At 37.8% G+C, this 19,553-nt stretch carries 14 protein-coding genes and 1 riboswitch; of the genes, 9 read left to right on the top strand and 5 right to left on the bottom strand.

The features are described 5' to 3' along the window. Positions 1–89: 89 nt before the first annotated feature. Positions 90–206: riboswitch (SAM riboswitch) on the bottom strand. 55 nt (positions 207–261) lie between these two features. Then, positions 262–1,176, bottom strand: a complete 915-nt coding sequence (gene rarD / locus BME96_RS17360; protein ID WP_019376714.1) for an EamA family transporter RarD — start codon at positions 1,174–1,176, stop codon at positions 262–264. A gap of 184 nt (positions 1,177–1,360) precedes the next feature. Between rarD and megL the strand changes: the two genes are divergently transcribed. The 5 genes from megL to BME96_RS17335 all read left to right on the top strand — a co-directional run bounded on the left by megL (position 1,361) and on the right by BME96_RS17335 (position 8,185). Continuing rightward, entirely contained in the window at positions 1,361–2,548 is a 1,188-nt protein-coding gene (megL, locus tag BME96_RS17355; protein ID WP_071649756.1) for a methionine gamma-lyase, read from the top strand. 226 nt (positions 2,549–2,774) lie between these two features. Beyond that, a complete protein-coding gene (cls, locus tag BME96_RS17350; RefSeq protein WP_019376712.1) occupies positions 2,775–4,217 on the top strand; it encodes a cardiolipin synthase in 1,443 nt (480 codons plus the stop codon). A 122-nt stretch (positions 4,218–4,339) separates the two neighbouring features. Continuing rightward, positions 4,340–4,861, top strand: coding sequence for an acyl-CoA thioesterase (locus tag BME96_RS17345; protein ID WP_019376711.1), 522 nt, complete (start codon positions 4,340–4,342; stop codon positions 4,859–4,861). Between the two features lie 163 nt (positions 4,862–5,024). Continuing rightward, a complete protein-coding gene (locus BME96_RS17340; protein WP_019376710.1) occupies positions 5,025–6,449 on the top strand; it encodes an alanine/glycine:cation symporter family protein in 1,425 nt (474 codons plus the stop codon). Between the two features lie 491 nt (positions 6,450–6,940). Then, on the top strand, positions 6,941–8,185 hold the full coding sequence (locus tag BME96_RS17335; protein ID WP_019376708.1) for an aminopeptidase: 1,245 nt from the start codon (positions 6,941–6,943) through the stop codon (positions 8,183–8,185). An 80-nt stretch (positions 8,186–8,265) separates the two neighbouring features. Here the strand turns inward: BME96_RS17335 and recQ are convergent, their stop codons facing one another. Both recQ and brnQ read right to left on the bottom strand, forming a co-directional pair. After that, positions 8,266–10,401 (bottom strand): DNA helicase RecQ, encoded by a 2,136-nt coding sequence (gene recQ, locus BME96_RS17330; protein ID WP_071649755.1) that lies wholly within the window; start codon positions 10,399–10,401, stop codon positions 8,266–8,268. A 281-nt stretch (positions 10,402–10,682) separates the two neighbouring features. Next, the gene (gene brnQ, locus BME96_RS17325; RefSeq protein ID WP_071649754.1) at positions 10,683–11,987 is read right to left on the bottom strand and encodes a branched-chain amino acid transport system II carrier protein; all 1,305 of its coding nucleotides are present in this window, start codon (positions 11,985–11,987) and stop codon (positions 10,683–10,685) included. Positions 11,988–12,320: 333 nt separating this feature from the next. On the opposite strand from brnQ, the gene BME96_RS17320 reads away from it, so the two are divergent. Continuing rightward, the gene (locus BME96_RS17320; RefSeq protein WP_071649753.1) at positions 12,321–14,186 is read left to right on the top strand and encodes a cation:proton antiporter; all 1,866 of its coding nucleotides are present in this window, start codon (positions 12,321–12,323) and stop codon (positions 14,184–14,186) included. 39 nt (positions 14,187–14,225) lie between these two features. Here BME96_RS17320 and BME96_RS17315 read toward each other — a convergent pair whose 3' ends face one another. Beyond that, on the bottom strand, positions 14,226–14,405 hold the full coding sequence (locus BME96_RS17315) for an SE1832 family protein (RefSeq protein WP_040956607.1): 180 nt from the start codon (positions 14,403–14,405) through the stop codon (positions 14,226–14,228). A gap of 103 nt (positions 14,406–14,508) precedes the next feature. Between BME96_RS17315 and BME96_RS17310 the strand changes: the two genes are divergently transcribed. Next, positions 14,509–15,345, top strand: a complete 837-nt coding sequence (locus tag BME96_RS17310) for a GNAT family N-acetyltransferase (protein ID WP_071649752.1) — start codon at positions 14,509–14,511, stop codon at positions 15,343–15,345. A 48-nt stretch (positions 15,346–15,393) separates the two neighbouring features. Here the strand turns inward: BME96_RS17310 and BME96_RS17305 are convergent, their stop codons facing one another. Beyond that, positions 15,394–16,476, bottom strand: a complete 1,083-nt coding sequence (locus BME96_RS17305; protein ID WP_019376702.1) for an AI-2E family transporter — start codon at positions 16,474–16,476, stop codon at positions 15,394–15,396. A gap of 182 nt (positions 16,477–16,658) precedes the next feature. On the opposite strand from BME96_RS17305, the gene BME96_RS17300 reads away from it, so the two are divergent. After that, a complete protein-coding gene (locus BME96_RS17300) occupies positions 16,659–18,401 on the top strand; it encodes a phospho-sugar mutase (protein ID WP_071649751.1) in 1,743 nt (580 codons plus the stop codon). A gap of 274 nt (positions 18,402–18,675) precedes the next feature. Then, entirely contained in the window at positions 18,676–19,458 is a 783-nt protein-coding gene (locus BME96_RS17295; protein ID WP_019376700.1) for a TerC family protein, read from the top strand. The last annotated feature ends 95 nt before the right edge of the window (positions 19,459–19,553 follow it).

Genomic DNA, 19,553 nt, shown 5'->3' with positions numbered 1-19,553 from the left:
CTCCTAGGTTTAATTTGTTATCTGGAGGAAGAGGAGATAATCAAAACGCCCTCTTCCTAAGAAGAGGGCGTTTAATTTAACCGGTCCTCCTCTTATCTTCCAGATCTGTTTTGATCTGTAGGATGTAGCACCTTCAAAGCAAGAATTATTGCTTTCAGGTTGCCGGGCTTCACAGGGCCTATTCCCTCCGCCACTCTGGATAAGAGATTAAATTTTCTAAATTATGAATAGTATAGGTCCTTTCTTTTCTTCTGTCAACCATTAATTTAATAATTTTCTATTTTTTCTGGTTTTATTAGGCCGATATGCTGCTCCCATATAATTGATAAGTGCTATCCATATTAATGAGAAAGCAATAAGGTGAGCTGACGTGAACGTCTCTTCATAAAGAAATACACCAAGTAATAGCATAATAGTAGGGGCAAAGTATTGTAAAAAGCCGATCATCCCCAATGGAATATGCTTGGCACCAGCAGCAAATAGGAGCAAAGGAATTGCAGTCATTATACCAGCGCCCATTAGAAGCAGGTTTGTTGCTGTTCCTACCTCCACCCATTTAAAAGTAGTTTCAGGCAATAAAAATAAATAGAGTAAGGCAAAAGGAGTAACAACAAATGTTTCAATTGTCAGGCCGGTCATTGCCCCCACATCAACCACTTTTTTTAATAAACCATACACACCAAAACTAAATGCTAATGCGAGTGAGACCCATGGAAATACCCCGTAGCTGATAGTAAGATAGATCACTCCCAAAGATGCAAGAATAAAAGAAAAGATTTGTCTCCGTGTCATATTTTCCTTTAAAAAAATTATTCCCAAAAGAATGCTGACAAGAGGATTAATATAATATCCTAAGCTTGCCTGGATGACATGGTTGCTGTTAACCGCCCATATATATGTTAGCCAATTTAAGCTAATAACAATGGCTGCTAAAGAAATAAATATGACTTTCTTCTTGCTTTTGGTAAATGATTTACATTCTTTTATAAATGCAGGCCACTTTCCGGTAATAAGTAAAATAATTAGCATAAAAACAAAAGACCAGATAATTCGGTGTGCCAGAATTTCGCCTGCTGGGACCGATTCTACCTGTTTCCAATATATCGGCAAAAATCCCCAAATGATATAAGCACCTATAGCATAAATAATACTGTTTCTTACTTGATTCGTATTCATACAAACCCTCTTTTATGTGAGATTAAATGATTTTGTGTAATTCCATCAAATTAAACTTATTCTAGAAATAAAACATCAATAAATCAATAGAAGTTTAGAAATTTTCTAATTTAAACGCTTTCATAAATTAGGTTAATGGCATAGTATAGGAGTATGTACATCTATTACATAAGGGGGAGAAGTAATGCAAAAAAAGAATAATAGATTTGAAACAGCAGTGATTCATGATGGATACGACGCCAAGGATATGCTAGGAAGCCTGACTACCCCATTGTTTCAAACATCTACATTTACGTTTGAAACTGCTGAGCAGGGAGAAAAACGTTTCGCAGGAGAAGAGGAAGGGTTTATTTACTCAAGATTAGGAAACCCAACAGTGAGAGCCTTGGAAGAAAGAATTGCCACATTGGAAAATGGAGAAAGAGGCCTGGCATTTGGGTCAGGAATGGCTGCTGTATCAGCCATTTTATTCGCATTAACAAAGGCAAATGATCATATATTGTGTTCGTCAGGTTTATATGGCTGCACGTTTGGTTTGCTTCAAATGCTCCATGAGAAATTCAATATATCCTATGATTTTTCTTCCATGGAAACAAAAGAAGAAATTCGTTCACTGATTAAAGAGGAAACAGCTTGTATATACGTAGAAACGCCAATAAATCCAACAATGAAATTGATTGACCTTCAGCTTGTGGCTGAAGTTGCCAAAGAATATGGAATTCCTGTTATTGTTGATAATACATTTTCTTCACCATATTTACAGCGTCCATTGGATTTAGGCTGTGATGTGGTTGTTCACAGTGCTACAAAGTATATTGGAGGACACGGGGATGTAGTAGCAGGACTAGCTGTTGGAAAAAAAGACTTTTTTGACTCTGTTGCTATGACAACGCAAAAGGATATTGGCGGGATAATATCACCGTTTGATGCATGGCTCTTGTTAAGAGGATTAAAAACATTACCAGTGAGAATGGATCGTCACTGTGACAATGCAGAGAAAATAGTTGAGAAACTGGAAAGCCACCCGAAAATTTCAACTGTATATTACCCGGGAAGTAAGAAAAATCCTGATTTTTCTATTTGCGAAAAGCAAATGAAACGTGGTGGTGGAATGATCTCCTTTGCTGTGGATGGGACGAAAGCAGATGCCCAGGAACTGCTGAATAAGCTTAACTTTATTAAAATAGCTGTCAGTCTTGGTGATGCAGAGACGTTGATTCAACACCCAGCAACGATGACCCACTCCGTAGTACCTGAAGAATCCAGAGAGAAAATGGGAATTACAGACCAGCTTATCCGATTATCCGTTGGTTTGGAAGCTTGGGAAGATATATGGAGCGATTTGGAGCAAGCCTTAAACCAATTGAAGTAAGTAAAGTGACATAAACATACTATACAAAACAATAGTCGAACCTAATTCGAACCTTTATACAGGCCTTCGAATTAGTTCGGCTTTTTTAATGGATTTATATTCACTCATGTCTCGTTACAACAGTAATTTTTAACATGATTTGATATTGTGTGCTATATTATGGATAATATAATGATGATATAAATTTCATGGCTAGAGAAACCAGGGCCATAAGGGGGATCTTATATTGGGGATACTTTCCTACTTATTAGGGTTTGTTATTTTCTTTAATATTGCACTAGGTATTTCTATTATATTTCTTGAACGAAAAGATGCTAGTTCAACATGGGCCTGGTTAATGGTGTTGCTGTTCATTCCTATTGCAGGCTTTTTCCTTTACTTGATATTTGGAAAACCCATTAGCAAAAGACGTATTTTTACGTGGGATACAAAAAGCCGTTTAGGGGTGAAGGCTGCAGTACAATCGCAGCTGAGGGCATTAGAGGAACAGCGTTTTGACTTTAAAGATAAACAGATTGCTGAGCATGAAGACCTTGTGTACTTACATTTGCGGAATGATGACGCTATTTTTACACAGGATAACAAAGTTAAGATATTTACAGATGGAAAAGAAAAGTTCGATGCCTTAGCTAAAGATCTTGAAAAAGCGACAGACCATATTCATCTATTGTACTACATTATACGTAGTGATGAATTAGGACAACGAATTGCAGACATCCTAGTAAAAAAAGCCAATGAAGGTGTAGATGTCCGGGTTCTTTATGATGATATGGGTTCAAGAAGCTTAAAAAGATCTTACATCAAACGGTTGAGAGCTGCAGGAGTTCAGGTTGAAGCATTTTTTCCGCCTAAAATACCAAAGATTAATTTTAAGATTAATTACCGAAACCATCGAAAGCTAGCGATTATTGATGGGAAAGTGGGCTATATTGGGGGTTTCAATATAGGAGATGAATATTTAGGGAAGGATAAGAAATTCGGTTACTGGCGGGATACACACTTACGCATTTATGGAGATTCTGTTAATAACATGCAAACACGCTTTATTCTTGACTGGAATCAAGCTTCAAGGAATCATATATTATATGAAGAGCGTTATTACGCCGCAGAACCCGCAGGTGATGTAGGGATCCAAGTTGTTTCCAGTGGCCCGGATTCGGATTGGGAGCAGATTAAAAATGGCTATATTAAAATGATTATGTCGGCAAAGGATTACATTTATATACAAACACCATATTTTATTCCTGATGAGAGCCTTCGAGATGCATTGCGTATTGCAACACTTTCAGGAGTGAAGGTCAAGATAATGATTCCCAACAAGCCGGATCATCCTTTTGTGTACTGGGCGACACTATCGTATATTGGAGATTTATTGAATGCAGGTGCAGAGATTTATATTTATCAGGACGGATTTTTACATGCCAAGACAATTGTGGTCGATGGCGAGATAGCATCTGTTGGAACGGCAAATATTGATGTACGAAGTTTCCGTCTTAATTTTGAGGTAAATGCATTTCTTTATGATAAAGAGGTTGCTGCCAAATTAGAGGATGCGTATAATGCCGATATTCTTCTTTCTACACAAATGACAAAGAAATTATATCAAAAGCGGTCCCTCGGCATTCGATTTAAAGAATCCGTTTCTCGCTTGATATCACCTGTTTTATAAGGTGGTTTTTGGAAGGGATTGTTGATAGGCTTGATTTTACAGTGTAGAATAGTAAGAATTGACAATGTGTATAACGGGAATAAAATAGACCAACATAGAATTTAACAGGAGGAGAAGAAAATATGACAGCAAAACCTTGTTCTAATTCACTTGCAGTAAAAACCTCTCATGTGTTACCACCAGATACAAATTATCATGGGACTTTATTTGGTGGGAAATTGATGGCACATATCGATGATGTGGCAGCAATTGCTGCCGAAAGACATGCAAGAAAACCAGTAGTAACCGCATCAACAGATTCGGTTGATTTCCTTGCGCCAGTCAAGGCCGGGCATTCAATCTGTGTAGAAGCATTTGTTACATGGACACATCAGACATCGATGGAAGTGTTTGTTAAAGTCGTTACGGAGGATTTACTAACCGGAGACAGAAAAGTATGTACTACTGCATTTATGACGTTTGTTGCTGTAGATGATAACGGAAGGCCTGTATCTGTCCCAGAGGTTTATCCGGAAACAGAGCAAGAAAAGACGCTCCATACACTCGCTCCTACACGTGCGGAGCAACGCAAAGAACGTCGAAAGCAATCAAAGGAACTAGCAGCAACGTTTGGCACCAGTTTTCCTTGGAATAAAGGAGTTTAAAAGCCTAACTATAGGCTTTTTTTCTTTTAAATAACAAGTTATAGAAGAATACCCGAATGTTATAAAAAAAGAGAGAAAGGGTATACATAATTATTATTCGGACTTTTACGTTTCTTTATGATAACAAATATTAATGCTAGGTGATAAAGGAGGAGAAGAGAAAGTGGAACTGTTGGAAAAAATGATTGGTGAAGTTAATGATGTATTGTGGACATATGTTTTAATCGCAGTATTACTTGGTCTCGGTTTATTTTTTACGATAAAAACCGGCTTCGTACAGTTTAGATATTTACCGGAAATGTTCCGTGTTTTAGTTGATAAGCGGACAATAAGTGCGTCTGGCAAGAAAGGGACCTCCGCATTCCAGGCCTTTGCTATAAGTGCAGCATCCCGAGTGGGAACAGGAAATTTGGCAGGGGTAGCGACAGCGGTAGCAGCAGGGGGACCTGGAGCATTATTCTGGATGTGGTTGATCGCATTACTTGGTTCAGCTTCTGGATTTGTGGAAAGTACCTTAGCACAGGTATATAAAGTACCAGAGAAAAATCAATATAGAGGTGGACCCGCTTACTATATGGAAAAAGGGTTAAATAAGCGGTGGCTGGCAATTATTTTTGCTGTTACAATAACTTTTACATATGGCCTAGTGTTTAATTCAGTTCAATCCAACACAATAAGCTTAGCCTTTGCAGGGGAATTTGATATTAATAAAAATATAATCGCATTTATATTAGTTATCTTAACTGCAGTTGTTATTTTTGGTGGATTAAAAAGTATAGCCAATGTTACCCAGTATATTATACCGATTGTAGCCATTCTTTATATAGGGGTAGCTTTGTATGTGTTAATCGTTAATATTGAGCAAATACCTGATATGCTTTCTCTTATATTCGCAAACGCATTTGGAATTCAGCAGGTAGCTGGTGGTGGTTTTGCTGCAGCTATTATGATGGGAATTAAACGTGGCTTGTTCTCAAATGAAGCAGGTATGGGTAGCGCACCGAACGCAGCAGCTACTGCGGAAGTATCCCACCCGGCAAAGCAAGGACTTATTCAAGCACTTGGTGTATTTTTTGATACGATATTAATTTGTAGTGCTACTGGATTTATTCTTATTTCAGCAGGAGGGTATGAAGGAAGTAAATCAGACGGGATACAGCTCACCCAGGATGCCTTCTCCTATCACATTGGTGATTGGGCAGGTATATTTATAGCTGTAGCCATCTTCCTTTTTGCATATAGTTCTATTCTTGGAAATTATTATTATGGAGAGAATAACATAGGATTTATTAAGGAAAGTAAAATTGCTTTGTTTATTTATCGCTTGGCAGTCCTTGCAATGGTAGTTTTCGGAGCGGTTGCCTCCTTTGATATTGTTTGGAGTCTAGCAGATCTAACCATGGCAATTATGGCATTAATTAACCTCTATGCCATTGCAAAACTATTTAAGGTTGCCAATAAGGTATTGCAAGACTACAGAGAACAACGGAAAGCGGGTAAAGATCCTGTTTTCTATCGAGATAGTCTGGACAATCAAGAAGGTATTGAATTTTGGGGAAGAGATCAAACAACAGAAAAAGAATCCTAAACAAAAGAAGGACTGCCTAATAACAGGCAGTCCTATTATGATTGGCAAAAAAGATAAACACCGACGGATATTCTTGCTCTGCAGCCGATTAACCCCTTCTACGGCGGATATTTTTGCTCTGCAGCCGATTAATCCCTTCTACGGCGGATATTTGTGCTCTGCAGCTGATTAATTTCTTCTGCGGCGGATATTTGTGCTCTGCAGCTGATTAATTTCTTCTGCGGCGGATACTTTTGCTCTGCGGCCGATTAATCTCATGTGCGGTGGATTGCTCCCAAGCTGGTTCGCAGTTTCAATCACTTCTACTCTGCAAAATCGGAGTAGCTGAATCATGGGTCTTATTCTTTAGTAAAAGTGGTTTTGAAGATGTGTAAGGTATCTCATAATTAAAATTGAAAATTTTTCCCAATTTAAGATATGATAGTTGGTAAATTGACAGAAGTATGAAATAATAAATAGAGATAAAATTCTATTTTTTTGGAGGTCAAATCATGGTTAGTCAACAGATACAAGAGAAATATGCAGAGTTAGCTCTACGAACTGGTGTTAATCTTCAGGAGAATCAAGCATTAATGATTAATGCACCAATTGAAGGAGCTGACTTCACCAGAATCGTAGCTCGGAAAGCATATGAAATGGGAGCAAAAGACGTTCACATAAACTGGGTAGATGATGAGCTTACCCTGCTTAAATACGAAAACGCACCGGATGAAGTGATTGCTGATTATCCGGAATGGAAGGTTAAATTACATGATAGTTTTGCTGAAGATGGGGCAGCAATCTTAAATATTCGTTCGACGAACCCGGACCTATTAAAAGATATTGATCCATCCCGTGTAGCAAAGGCGAACAAAGCAGCTGCAGAAGCAATGAAGAATTTCCGTAAATATACGATGAATGATAAAATTGCCTGGTCAATTATTTCCATACCTACTGGGGATTGGGCGCAAAAAATATTCCCTGAAAAATCAAAAGAGGATGCCATTGAGAGCCTTTGGGATGCAATTGTCAAGATCGTTCGTGTTGACAAAGAAGATCCTGTTGCAGCCTGGGAAGCACATAATGAGACGTTAAAGACAGCAAGAGAGATATTAAATAAAAAGAACTATAAATTGCTTCACTTTAAAGCTCCTGGAACAGATTTAAAGCTTGAACTACCAAAAGGCCATATTTGGAAAGGTGGATCTGCTGTTACAGAAGGTGGTACTACCTTTAACCCTAATATGCCGACGGAAGAAGTATTTTCCATGCCGCATAAGTATGGCGTAAATGGCACAGTAGCAAGTACGAAACCTTTAAATTATGGTGGTAGCTTAATTGATAATTTCCAGCTTACATTTGAAGATGGAAAAGTAGTAGATTTTAAAGCAGAGCAAGGCGAAGCAACTTTAAAACATCTACTTGACTCGGATGAAGGTGCTCGCAGACTAGGAGAAGTTGCTCTTGTACCGGACGAATCACCTGTGTCCCAGTCAGGCTTAATTTTTTATAATACACTATTTGATGAGAATGCATCCTGCCATATTGCATTAGGAAAAGCTTATCCTACCAATATGGAGGGTGGTTCTTCGATGAGTGATGAAGAATTGGACAAGCATGGGGTAAATGACAGTTTAGCACATGTGGATTTCATGATTGGTTCTAAAGAACTTGATATCGACGGAGTTCATGAAGATGGCTCTACAGAAGCGGTATTCAGAAATGGAACATGGGCATTAAATATAAAAGGTGAATAATTTTATTAAAAAACCCACACGAACAGTTGAAATACCAGTCGTGTGGGTTTTCTTATACTTATATTGATGATCTTGTTTAATTACATTATCTCGTTCTTCACAAGCACTGCCTTTATTTTAGTATAATCATATTCTTCGGGCAAGGCTTCTTTTATCGGCTTTAATTTTGGTTCATCCATTTCATTCCAAACCTTCAACACAGCAGCTTCTTCCTTATCGTTAAAGAAGATCCCCCAAGCAATGGGATATCCTTCGTGAAATGCTTTAAATAAGTGTCCTTCTACTGTTTGCTTGGACATATCCCGAATTACGGCAATATCCTTTATGGATTTTCCGGATTGGAACGACTGGTAGCTAATCATATGACTTGGTCTGTCGTCCGTGATTTTTTTCTCTCTTGGTTTTGGTGTGTCCCCAATCCTTATTTTTTCTTTCACATCAGGGTTGTCTTTCCGCCATACTTGGATAACCGATAGAAAAGCCTCTCCGAATTGTTCGTATTTTTTCTCTCCTACTCCTTTAATAGCAAGCATATCCTCTTTCGTTACAGGAAAATAACGGCTTAATTCTTTTAAAGTAGCGTCAGAGAAGAGTACATATGGAGGGACATTTTTTTCGTCAGCAATCCTCTTACGCAGCTCCCGCAATTTTTGAAAGAGATCTTCTTGATAATCCGCCTCTTCTCCAATAGGGAGAGGAGTTGTGTACATCCAAACCTGTCTTTTTCCTTTTAATACTTCTACAGAGTTTTGATTCAGCTTTAATGTAGGAAACCTACTTTCCTCCGTAGAAATTAATTGTTCTGCTATAAGAAAATGAATCCATTCTGTAAGTTCTTTTTCTGTGTAGGCAGATAAAATACCATACGTCGATATTTTATCTAAACGAAAGTCTTTTATTTTTTTGTCCTTTGATCCTTTTAGTACTTTTGCAGTCATACCTACACCAAATCTCTCTCCCATACGTTTGATGCAGGAGAGAATCATTTGTGCTTCTTCTGTTATATCGCTCTTTTCTTGGCGTTCAACACAGTTACTGCAACGTCCGCAAGCTTTCTTCTCTACCGAATCATTAAAATAATCGAGAATAAAGGTTGTTAAGCATCCATGTGTATGGCAATAATTTATCATTGCCTGTAGCTTGCGGTATTCACCTTGTTTTGCTCCCTCTTCCATTAATGATTGTTCAATAAGAAATTTTTGTAATTGGGTATCCTGTGGAGAGAAGAGAAGAATACAGTCACTATGTTCACCATCCCGGCCTGCTCTGCCGGCTTCCTGATAGTAGGATTCTATATTCATCGGCATGGCATAGTGAATTACATAACGCACATTAGATTTGTCAATCCCCATACCAAATGCATTCGTTGCAACCATAATACTCTTTTCATCATGGATAAAAGCAGATTGAGCCTCTTTTCGTTCCTGTTCTGATAAACCCGCATGGTATTTTGCGACATTTACTCCTCGTCTGGTAAGTTGGTCAAATAAACTGTCCGCTTGCTTACGAGTAGCTGTATAAATAATACCGGACTCTTCATTATGCTCATCAATAAATGAACGTACATAGGTTGCTTTGTCTTTTCCTTTGACTACATGAAAAGAGAGATTCTCTCTTTCAAAACCCGTATTTATAACATGGTTAATATGCAATAATTGTTGTATATCAGAAATAACTTCCTCTGTTGCTGTAGCAGTTAAGGCAACAAAAACCGGGATATTATTCAGCTTTTGCAGGTTAGGAACAATAGACCGATAGCTTGGTCTGAAGTCATGGCCCCATTGGGAGATACAGTGGGCTTCGTCAAAAGCTACAAGTGATAATTTAATTCGTTTTACTACATTAATAAAGTACCCGGAGTCAAAACGCTCTGGGGCCACATACACAAATTTATATCTGCCTGCAGAAATATCTTGTAATCTTGTTTGCTGTTCTGCTGACGAAAGTGAACTATTTATGTAAGTAGATGAAATACCTAGGGATTGTAAAGCATCTACTTGATCCTTCATTAGGGAAATTAATGGAGAAATAATAATTGCAGTTCCGTTTAAAGATAGCCCGGGAATTTGATAACAAAGTGATTTACCTCCGCCTGTGGGCATAACGGCAAGTGTGTTATTCATTTGTAATATATGATTAATTGTTTCCATTTGGCCAGGGCGAAACGTTTCATAGCCAAAATATGTTTGCAGTATTTTTTCTTCTTTCGTAGACATTATTGCACCCCTTTATCATTACTTATCCTATCATATTTTCATCGTTTATGAGCATTAAGTTATCGTGAAATAAACTGTAAATGTGGCTATTTACCATGTGAGTGTTGGTTTATGGATAATTCACTACTGTGGAGTATTTGAATAATTGTTTTATATATCAGATGTTTTTATAGCGCAGGCGCTTATTGGGTGAGGAGATTCCCTTTGGAGAGTGAGTACATCAACACGGAGCTTTTATCTTTTTTATTTTAATGTAAAAATATAGAAAGCTGAACGTATGCTCAGCTTTCTATGAAGGGTTTAGATGGATTCTTTGTTAGCAAATAGCCGATGATACCACCAATTATCGCAGGAAGCAGCCATCCTAGTCCAATTTGAAAGAAAGGTAGTTTTTCCATTATTGGGGTAATTGCAGACATATCGAATCCAAATTCCGCCATTCCGTCGTAAAGACTGACAATAGCAGTAAATAGGATACTAATTCGATAGACTCCTTGGTTGCCATGAAATAACTTGTGTAAAAATGTAAGTAAAATTAATACGATCGCAATTGGATAAAGGAATACCAATACAGGCACAGAGATGCTGATGATCGTGTTCAGTCCCTGATTAGCAATTAGAAAACTTCCTATAGTTATTATAAGTACAAGCCATTGATAAGAAATAGGTGTTATTTTTGCGAAAAACTGACCACATGCTACAATAAGCCCTACGGAAGTAGTGAAACAAGCAAGGGTTACAATAACACCAAGCAGTAGAGCTCCAAGTGTACCAAACATAGAGTTAGCAGCTGCAGAAAGAATTTCCCCGCCATTCGTGTAGGTGCCACTGTTCGCCATTTTTGTGCCAATCCATCCGATGGAAGAATACACGGCGATCAGCCCAATACCGGTAATTGCACCAGCTTTTAAAGTAGCTTGTACCAGATCGCTTCTGTTTTCTACCCCACGTTCCTTAAAGGCATTTACCACAATAATCCCAAATGCTAATGCAGCAATGGCGTCCATTGTAAGGTAACCCTCCACAAAACCAGTAAATAGAGGAGATTCTTGATATTTTTTAATTGGAGAAGCTTGTGGTGAATCTAACAGAAAGAAGCCACCAACAATTAACCCGACAATGGAAATAAGTAGTATTGGTGTCAAGTACTGACCGATACGATCAACCATTTTAGAAGGGTTTAAACAGACAATGTATACGAATAAAAAGAAAATACTCGTAAATAGTAATAGTGCAATAGATGAGGTATGACTTTTTAAAAATGGTTCCACACTCATTTCAAAACCCACTGTTGCAGCACGTGGTATTCCGAAAAATGGACCGATAGCTAAATAAATAACAGAAGTAAATATGATCCCAAATGTAGGATGCACCCGGTTCGCTAATTCTCTGGCATCGTTTTTAACAAATGCAATTGCTGTAACTGCCAGAATAGGGAGTCCGACGCCTGTAATAACAAATCCTATGATGGCTCCCGGGTAGGAAGTGCCTGCTTCCATTCCCAGTACAGGTGGATATATTAAATTTCCTGCTCCGAAAAATAGTGCGAATAACATAAATCCAATAATAAAAACATCTTTATTCATAGTAATGTACGCCTCCTGCGTGTTATAGCAAATACATTCAATTAGCATCATTTTCTATATTATCAGAAAACAAAAAAGTTAAATTGTTCAGAAATAATAAACCGAAACGAACTTATATTAACAGTAAGTGATATGAACTGTCAATCTTCTCTGGAATTAATATCTAACATCTTTGTGACAAGATATAAAAAGGAAAAAATAGGTATAATGTTGATTTGAGCGAAATAAAGTAGCTTTACCATTTATAAAATGAAAAGATGTGGAGTAATTTGTTTACAATTTCTTCTTCCACATATAGAATGACTTTATATTTAGTTTCATAGGGGGTATGATATGGTACCATCTCTTTTATTTGAAGTTATGCTTATCGGTCTTTTGGGGATTGGCTCCCAATGGATAGCATGGCGTTATCGGATGCCTGCAATTGTTGTCATGTCCATCACCGGCCTTCTGGCAGGGCCAATTCTTGGTATTCTTAACCCGGAAGAAGATTTTGGTGATTTATATAATCCAATCATATCGGTTGCAGTGGCGATTATCTTATTTGAAGGAAGCTTGAATTTAAGTTTTAAAGAGATTCGTGGTCTTGGTAAGCCAGTTTTTCGTATCTCTACTGTGGGTGCTTTTATTGCCTGGATCCTAGGATCTCTAACAGCTCATTATATTGCTGGTCTTTCTTGGGCAGTTGCCTTCATAATAGGTGCCTTGTTTATAGTTACAGGGCCAACAGTAATTATGCCGTTATTGAGACAGTCCAAATTAAGAGCAAGGCCTGCCAAGATACTTAAATGGGAAGGAATTATTGTAGATCCTATTGGTGCACTGCTTGCAGTTTTCGCTTTTGAGATTATTTCCTTTATGACAGCAACAGACCCAAGTGGAACGAAATTGATTCTCTTCTTTACAGCATCCCTATTTGCCGTGATTTTTGGCTGGGCATGTGGTAGAGGAATTGGCTGGATGTTTGAAACAGGACATATTCCGGAATTTCTAAAATCTCCTGCTGTAGTGATTGTCGTTATTCTATGTTTTACAGGTGCGGATGAAATCATGCATGAAACAGGGCTTTTATCTGTGACTGCAATGGGAATTACATTGGCCAATATGGGGATTAGTTCCATATCAGATATGCGACACTTTAAGGAGAACATCTCCATACTTCTTATTTCTACCATTTTTATTATGTTGACTGCATCTCTACAAGTAGAAACACTACTACAGATTTTTAGTCCACGTATTATTGGATATGTTTTATTAATGATGTTCATTGTTCGCCCACTATCTATTTTCCTGTCCACTATAGGAACTGGGATGTCCCTTAATGAAAAGGTATTAGTTGGTTGGATAGCACCACGTGGAATTGTTGCTTTGACAGTTTCGGGATACTTTGCTTCCATTCTTCAGTCTGCGGGCTACGAAGATGCTGAAATTCTAACCACACTCACCTTTGGGCTTGTATTCTTTACGGTAATAGCTCATGGTTTTTCTATTGGGTGGTTATCTAAGAAACTTCATCTCTCCATGGAAGGAAGACCAGGCACGTTAATAATTGGTGCGAATCGTTTTACAGTGGAGCTTGCTAAGACACTTACAAAGGTGAAGATTCCAGTGATTATTGTAGATTCTTCTTGGGAGCGGCTAAGGGCTGTGAGGGAATCTGGAATTAACTTCTATCATGGGAATATTCTTTCTGAACAGACAGAATATAATCTGGATACTATTCCATATGAATATATGATTGCTATGACAGATGACCATGCCTACAATGCATTAGTATGTACGACGTTTATGCCTGAATACGGTAGAACGAATGTATTTAAAATCAGTCCATACACACATTCTGAAGTCAACAATTCAACGGAAATCGTCTCTAAAGTTGGAGGTAGAATTTTGTTTGATAAAAAGTTCACTATGGACGACTTAAATGATAAACTTTCAGGTGGTTATGTGTTTAGACAGACGACATTAACTTCACAGTACAACTATAAGCAATATGTAGCTGATAAAGATAATTCCACTGTATTTCTGTACTTAATTAAGCCATCAGGACAGTTGAAATTCTATTCAGAAGAAATGCGCACAGTTCCATCTGTCGGAGATACGATTATAAGCCTTACACCTCCAAATAAGGAAAAGGCAAAAATAGAAGCAAAACTGGAAAATCAGCGTAATAGCATAAATGGAAATAATAAAAAGTGAAGCCTCTGATGGCTTCACTTTTTATTTAGGTTTATTATGTTACTCGTACGCTTCAAGCTTTTTGTTGATTTCTGAGATTTCACCCTCCAGGCGAATTAACTGTGCTTCTGCGGAAGAAACTCTCCCACGGACGTATTCTAATTTATCCATATCGCTTTGGATTCTTACATAATCTGATTTTAATTCATCTAATTTAGCTTCCAATTCTTTTTTTGTCATTCGTTGATCACCTCTGCTTTTAGTTTAGCTGAAATTCCCTTTACAAAACAAGAATATCGGTTACCATTATATGAATACAGGTTATAAATACAGGGGGGATTAAGTGGAAATTAGGTTCATAACATCCGTAAGAGAGTATGCGAAAAAGGTGGAATCCTTATTACTACATAAAGAAGCTTGTAACAACTTAATGCTTGGGTTAATTGATCGGATCTTGAAAAACAGGTCAGATTGCCACCTTGGATTAGTAGAGAACGATAAAGGAGCAATTTATGCTTTTATGCAAACACCTCCCCATAACTGGATTTTAGCAGATGTGGAAAACGTAGATAAAAGTGTAGTACAAGAGATAGTGAGATTTCTTAACAGGACAAATATGGACATACCAGGAGTGTTGGGCCCGGATCTGTATGCATCTTATTTTGTTAAAGAATGGAAGGCCATTACAGGCAAAAAGGCCAATATCCACATGAATGAATTAATTTATCAGCTGGACGAGGTCAAAATCACTCCTATTTCTGGAGGTATGTTAGTACCTGCCACTGAAAAGCAATATAATTTACTTGTAAAGTGGCTTATTTGCTTTGGACAGGAAGCGAATGAGGACATTACAAAGTCTTATGCGGAGACACTTGCAAGAAGCTTTATAAAAAATCAATCTGCTTATCTTTGGAAGAAAAACGGTAGATTTGTATCGATGGCTAACAGATCTCGTACAACTAAGCATGGGGCTACGATTAATGCTGTTTACACACCAGATGCTTATAAAAGAAATGGGTATGCTACAGATCTTGTGGCGTCCTTAAGTACTCAATTCCTTGAAGAGGGTTATCAGTTTTGCAGTTTGTATACAGATAAATCAAATAGTACTTCAAATCATATATATCAAATGATTGGGTACTATGAAGTGGGTTCATCTACTGTTTACTCCATGGAATAATAGGAGAGAAAAAGGCTGGGACACAACTAAGTTGTCCCAGCCTTTTTTTTAGATTAATGCATCATTTTTATCTTTTTTTGTATCCTGGTAGGTGTGGTAAAAATGCACAATGATTGTTTTAGCTACTGCATAAAATGGAACTGCGAAGAGAATTCCAAGAAATCCTGCAATACTGCCAGCAGCAAGAATTACGGTGATTACAGTTAATGGGTGAAGATCAAGTGCCCGCCCCATAACATTTGGAGAGATTAAGTTACTCTCAATTTGCTGGGCGGCTACCATGACAATTGCTACCCAAAGTATCATGATCGGATCCTGAATAGCGCCAACAATTAACGCAGGTACTACAGCAATAAACGGCCCCAGGAATGGGATAACATTCATTAGCATACCAAACAAAGCAAGTGTTAATGAATATTTCAGTCCAATAATTAAATACCCAATGAACAGCAACACACCAACAGCAAAGCTGACAATAAGCTGTCCTTGAATAAACGCTGTTAACGTATCATCAATTTTTCCAAGCAAACTCTTAATATTGGATGCCTTTTTTGGTGAAAAAATTCTCGTTACAAATGGTACCAATTTATCCCCATCCTTCAGCATGAAAAAGAGGAAGAAAGGTACTAAAATAAGTCCTGTTAAAATTCCAATAAGCTGACTAATAAAACCAAATACGGAATTCAAAATGTTTTCTACATAGGCTTGAATATTATCCGTGAAGTCTTGTACTGCCTCTAACACTTGGTCTGGAAGAGCAGTATAGTTATTCTGCCAATATGTAATAAAATCTTCTATCATTCCCACCATACCGGGTATGTTGTCAATTAAATTATTAAACTGTGTCTGCGCAATTGGAGCAATGTAATTAATAAACAAATAGACAAGCAGAATAATAACCAGGAAAACAAGTACAATGGAAAAAATCCGATTAATTTTAAGCCGTTCAAACAGGTGCATAAGTGGTTTCGACAAATAGTATAGAATGCCAGCTCCCACTATAGGAAATGCAACCGCACCAAGATATTGAAAAACGGGTGTAAAAATAAATTCTGTTTTAGAAATGAGCCATATTAATAGAAAAACTAATACAAAGAATACTAGTATTTGAAACCAGCGTTTGTTTGCCACATTTACCCCAACTTTCGTAACCATAGTTAATTATTATTATTATTTTAACGTTTTATCTTCATTATAGGAAGTATTCTTATTATATCCTTCAATAAAAAAACCTAAACTACCCCATTATATAGAATATTGTATGAAAATATGCTAGAATTTGACCATATATACATAGTTGTGGAGGTACTAGAATGGCTAGTTGGCAAAAGGTGTATGAAAAATGGCTCGGATACCAAGATCTTGATCCGGATCTCAGGGAAAATTTGGAAAAATTAAAAGATGATCATGAAGCATTAGAAGATGCGTTTTATAAGGAATTAACTTTTGGTACAGGTGGAATGAGAGGCGTACTTGGGCCTGGTATAAACCGAATGAATATTTATACCATTCGTAAAGCTGTTAACGGGTTGGCTAATTATATTCTTGAAAACACAGTGAACGTTAAAGACCGTGGTGTGGTAGTAGCGTATGATTCACGTTATATGTCTCAGGAATTTGCAGTGGAAGCAGCAAAAGTATTGGGTTCTTATGGGATTAAAGCATATGTATTTGAATCATTAAGGCCTACTCCACTACTTTCCTATGCTGTACGTTACTTAGGAACTGTAGCCGGGATAATGATAACGGCAAGTCATAACCCACCTGAATACAACGGTTTTAAGGTATACAATGAAGACGGGGGGCAAATCACACCAGACCAGGCTGCTGATATTGTTTCTTATATTCAGAATACGGAAGATGAGCTACTTGTTCCTGTAATGGAAAGAAGCGAATTGGAACAAAAAGAACTGCTAAATTGGGTAGGCCAGGAAGTGGACCACGGTTACTTAGAGAGACTTCAGTCCATTACCAAATTGGATGAAGAAGCGCGAAAGAAGGAGAAAGATCTCCGTATTGTGTTTACACCGCTACATGGCACAGCACATGATCTTGTGATGAGCGGCTTGGAACAATTGAACTTCACCAATGTGGAGGTTGTGAAAGAACAGGCAAAACCTGACCCGGAATTCTCAACTGTAGCTTCTCCAAATCCGGAGGAACACCAAGCGTTCACTATGGCAATTGAACAAGGGGAAAAAACAGATGCTGCAATACTACTTGGTACTGATCCCGATGCTGATCGACTAGGTGTGGCAGTTAAAAATAAATCAGGCGATTATCAGGTTTTGACCGGAAATCAACTCGGAGCTCTCATGCTTGATTATATTTTATCCCACAGTGATCCGATGGTGTTAAAAAGTGCACGTATGATTAAAACAGTTGTCACTTCAGAGCTTGGCCGCGCGATTGCAGATGCGTACAATGTTAAAACAATAAATACATTGACAGGATTTAAATATATTGGTGAAAAGATCCATCAATTTGATGCCACGGGTGAAACCTTTGTATTTGGCTATGAAGAGAGCTATGGCTATTTGATCAGCACCTTTGTGCGAGATAAAGATGCTGTACAGGCAGCGGTAATGGCCAGTGAAATGGCATATTATTGGAATGGAAAAGGTAAAACATTGTTGGAAGCCTTAGAGGTATTGTATGAAGAACACGGCTACTATATGGAAGGGATGTCTTCTCTCACATTAAAAGGGAAAGAAGGTACGGAGCAAATTGCAGCAATTATGGAAGCTGTTCGAAATAACCCAATAACGAAAATTGCTGACCTTAAAGTAGAAGTGGCAGAGGATTACTTACAAAGTGAAAGGAAATTTCTAACAAGCAAAGCAGAAGCTGAAACAATTCAACTGCCAAAGGAGAATATGATAAAACTGATATTGGAAGGCGAATGTTGGGTATGCCTCCGTCCATCTGGTACAGAACCTAAAATTAAATATTATTACGGTGTTTGTGGAGAATCAAAACAAGATAGTGAAAGAAAACTAACCTTGATTAAGCTTGCCATGGACGAAATGATTGAGCAAATTAGAACAAAAAGATGAATATAGATATTCAAATAAGGGTATCCTACTTAAAAAATATGTAGATCGGTAAGGTCCTTAGTTGACATTTTTTCATTTATAGTTTTTAATTAAGGAATGTAATATTCCTAAAGGGGAGTAGCTGTACAATTAAAGTCGTCATTACGAGAATTTATTCTCCGGCTTTATTGGCAACGGACGTTGTTTGCGAGACCTTTACCGTTAACAGGTAAGGGTCTCTTTTTGGTTCTTACCTGTTGGTAGGAACTTTTTTATATTGAGGAGAGGTTAAGTAATGGGTGCAGATTTATTGTTGGAATACCTATGGGTGCTCGTTGTCTTAGTTGGTTTAGAAGGGCTTCTAGCTGCAGATAATGCATTAGTTTTGGCTATTATGGTAAAGCATCTTCCTGAAAAGCAGCGGAAGAAAGCACTTTTTTATGGACTGGCAGGAGCGTTTGTATTGCGGTTTGGTTCCTTGTTTATCATTTCATTTCTCGTAGATGTATGGGAGGTACAAGCACTAGGTGCCGCTTATCTATTATTTATTTCTATAAAGAATTTGTATGGAAAGTTAAAGTCCGGGAAGAAAGAAGAAGAGGAAGCAGAGGAAAAGGCAAAGGTTGCGAGAGGCAATGGCTTCTGGATGACTGTTTTAAAGGTCGAGTTTGCTGATTTAGCCTTTGCCGTTGATTCAATTTTAGCGGCAGTAGCTTTGGCAGTTGCTCTGCCACCAACAGATCTTGGCCATGTAGGAAGCCTTGATACAGCACAATTTGCTGTAGTTTTTGCTGGCGGTATGATTGGTCTGATTATCATGCGTTTTGCCGCAAACATCTTTGTTGATTTGCTTCATAAGCGACCAGGACTTGAGATAGCAGCTTTTGTGATTGTAGGTTGGGTTGGAATTAAGTTAGCTGTTATTGTAATGGCACATCCGGATGTAGCTTGGATTCCTGAACACTTCCCACATTCTACAATATGGAAATTAACTTTCTATATTGTGTTAGTAGCTATTGCGGTTATCGGATGGTTTGCTTCTGGGGTAAAAGAGAACAAAGACGAACAATCAAGCTAATAGAAAAACATCTACCTGACAGGTAGGTGTTTTTTTATTCAGAACCACATAGGAGGAAATTCCTTTATTATTGATTTAAATAGTCTCCGACGATT

Source organism: Virgibacillus halodenitrificans, from assembly GCF_001878675.1.
GTDB lineage: Bacteria > Bacillota > Bacilli > Bacillales > Amphibacillaceae > Virgibacillus_Q > Virgibacillus_Q halodenitrificans.
This window is presented reverse-complemented; position numbering and strand designations above follow the sequence as displayed.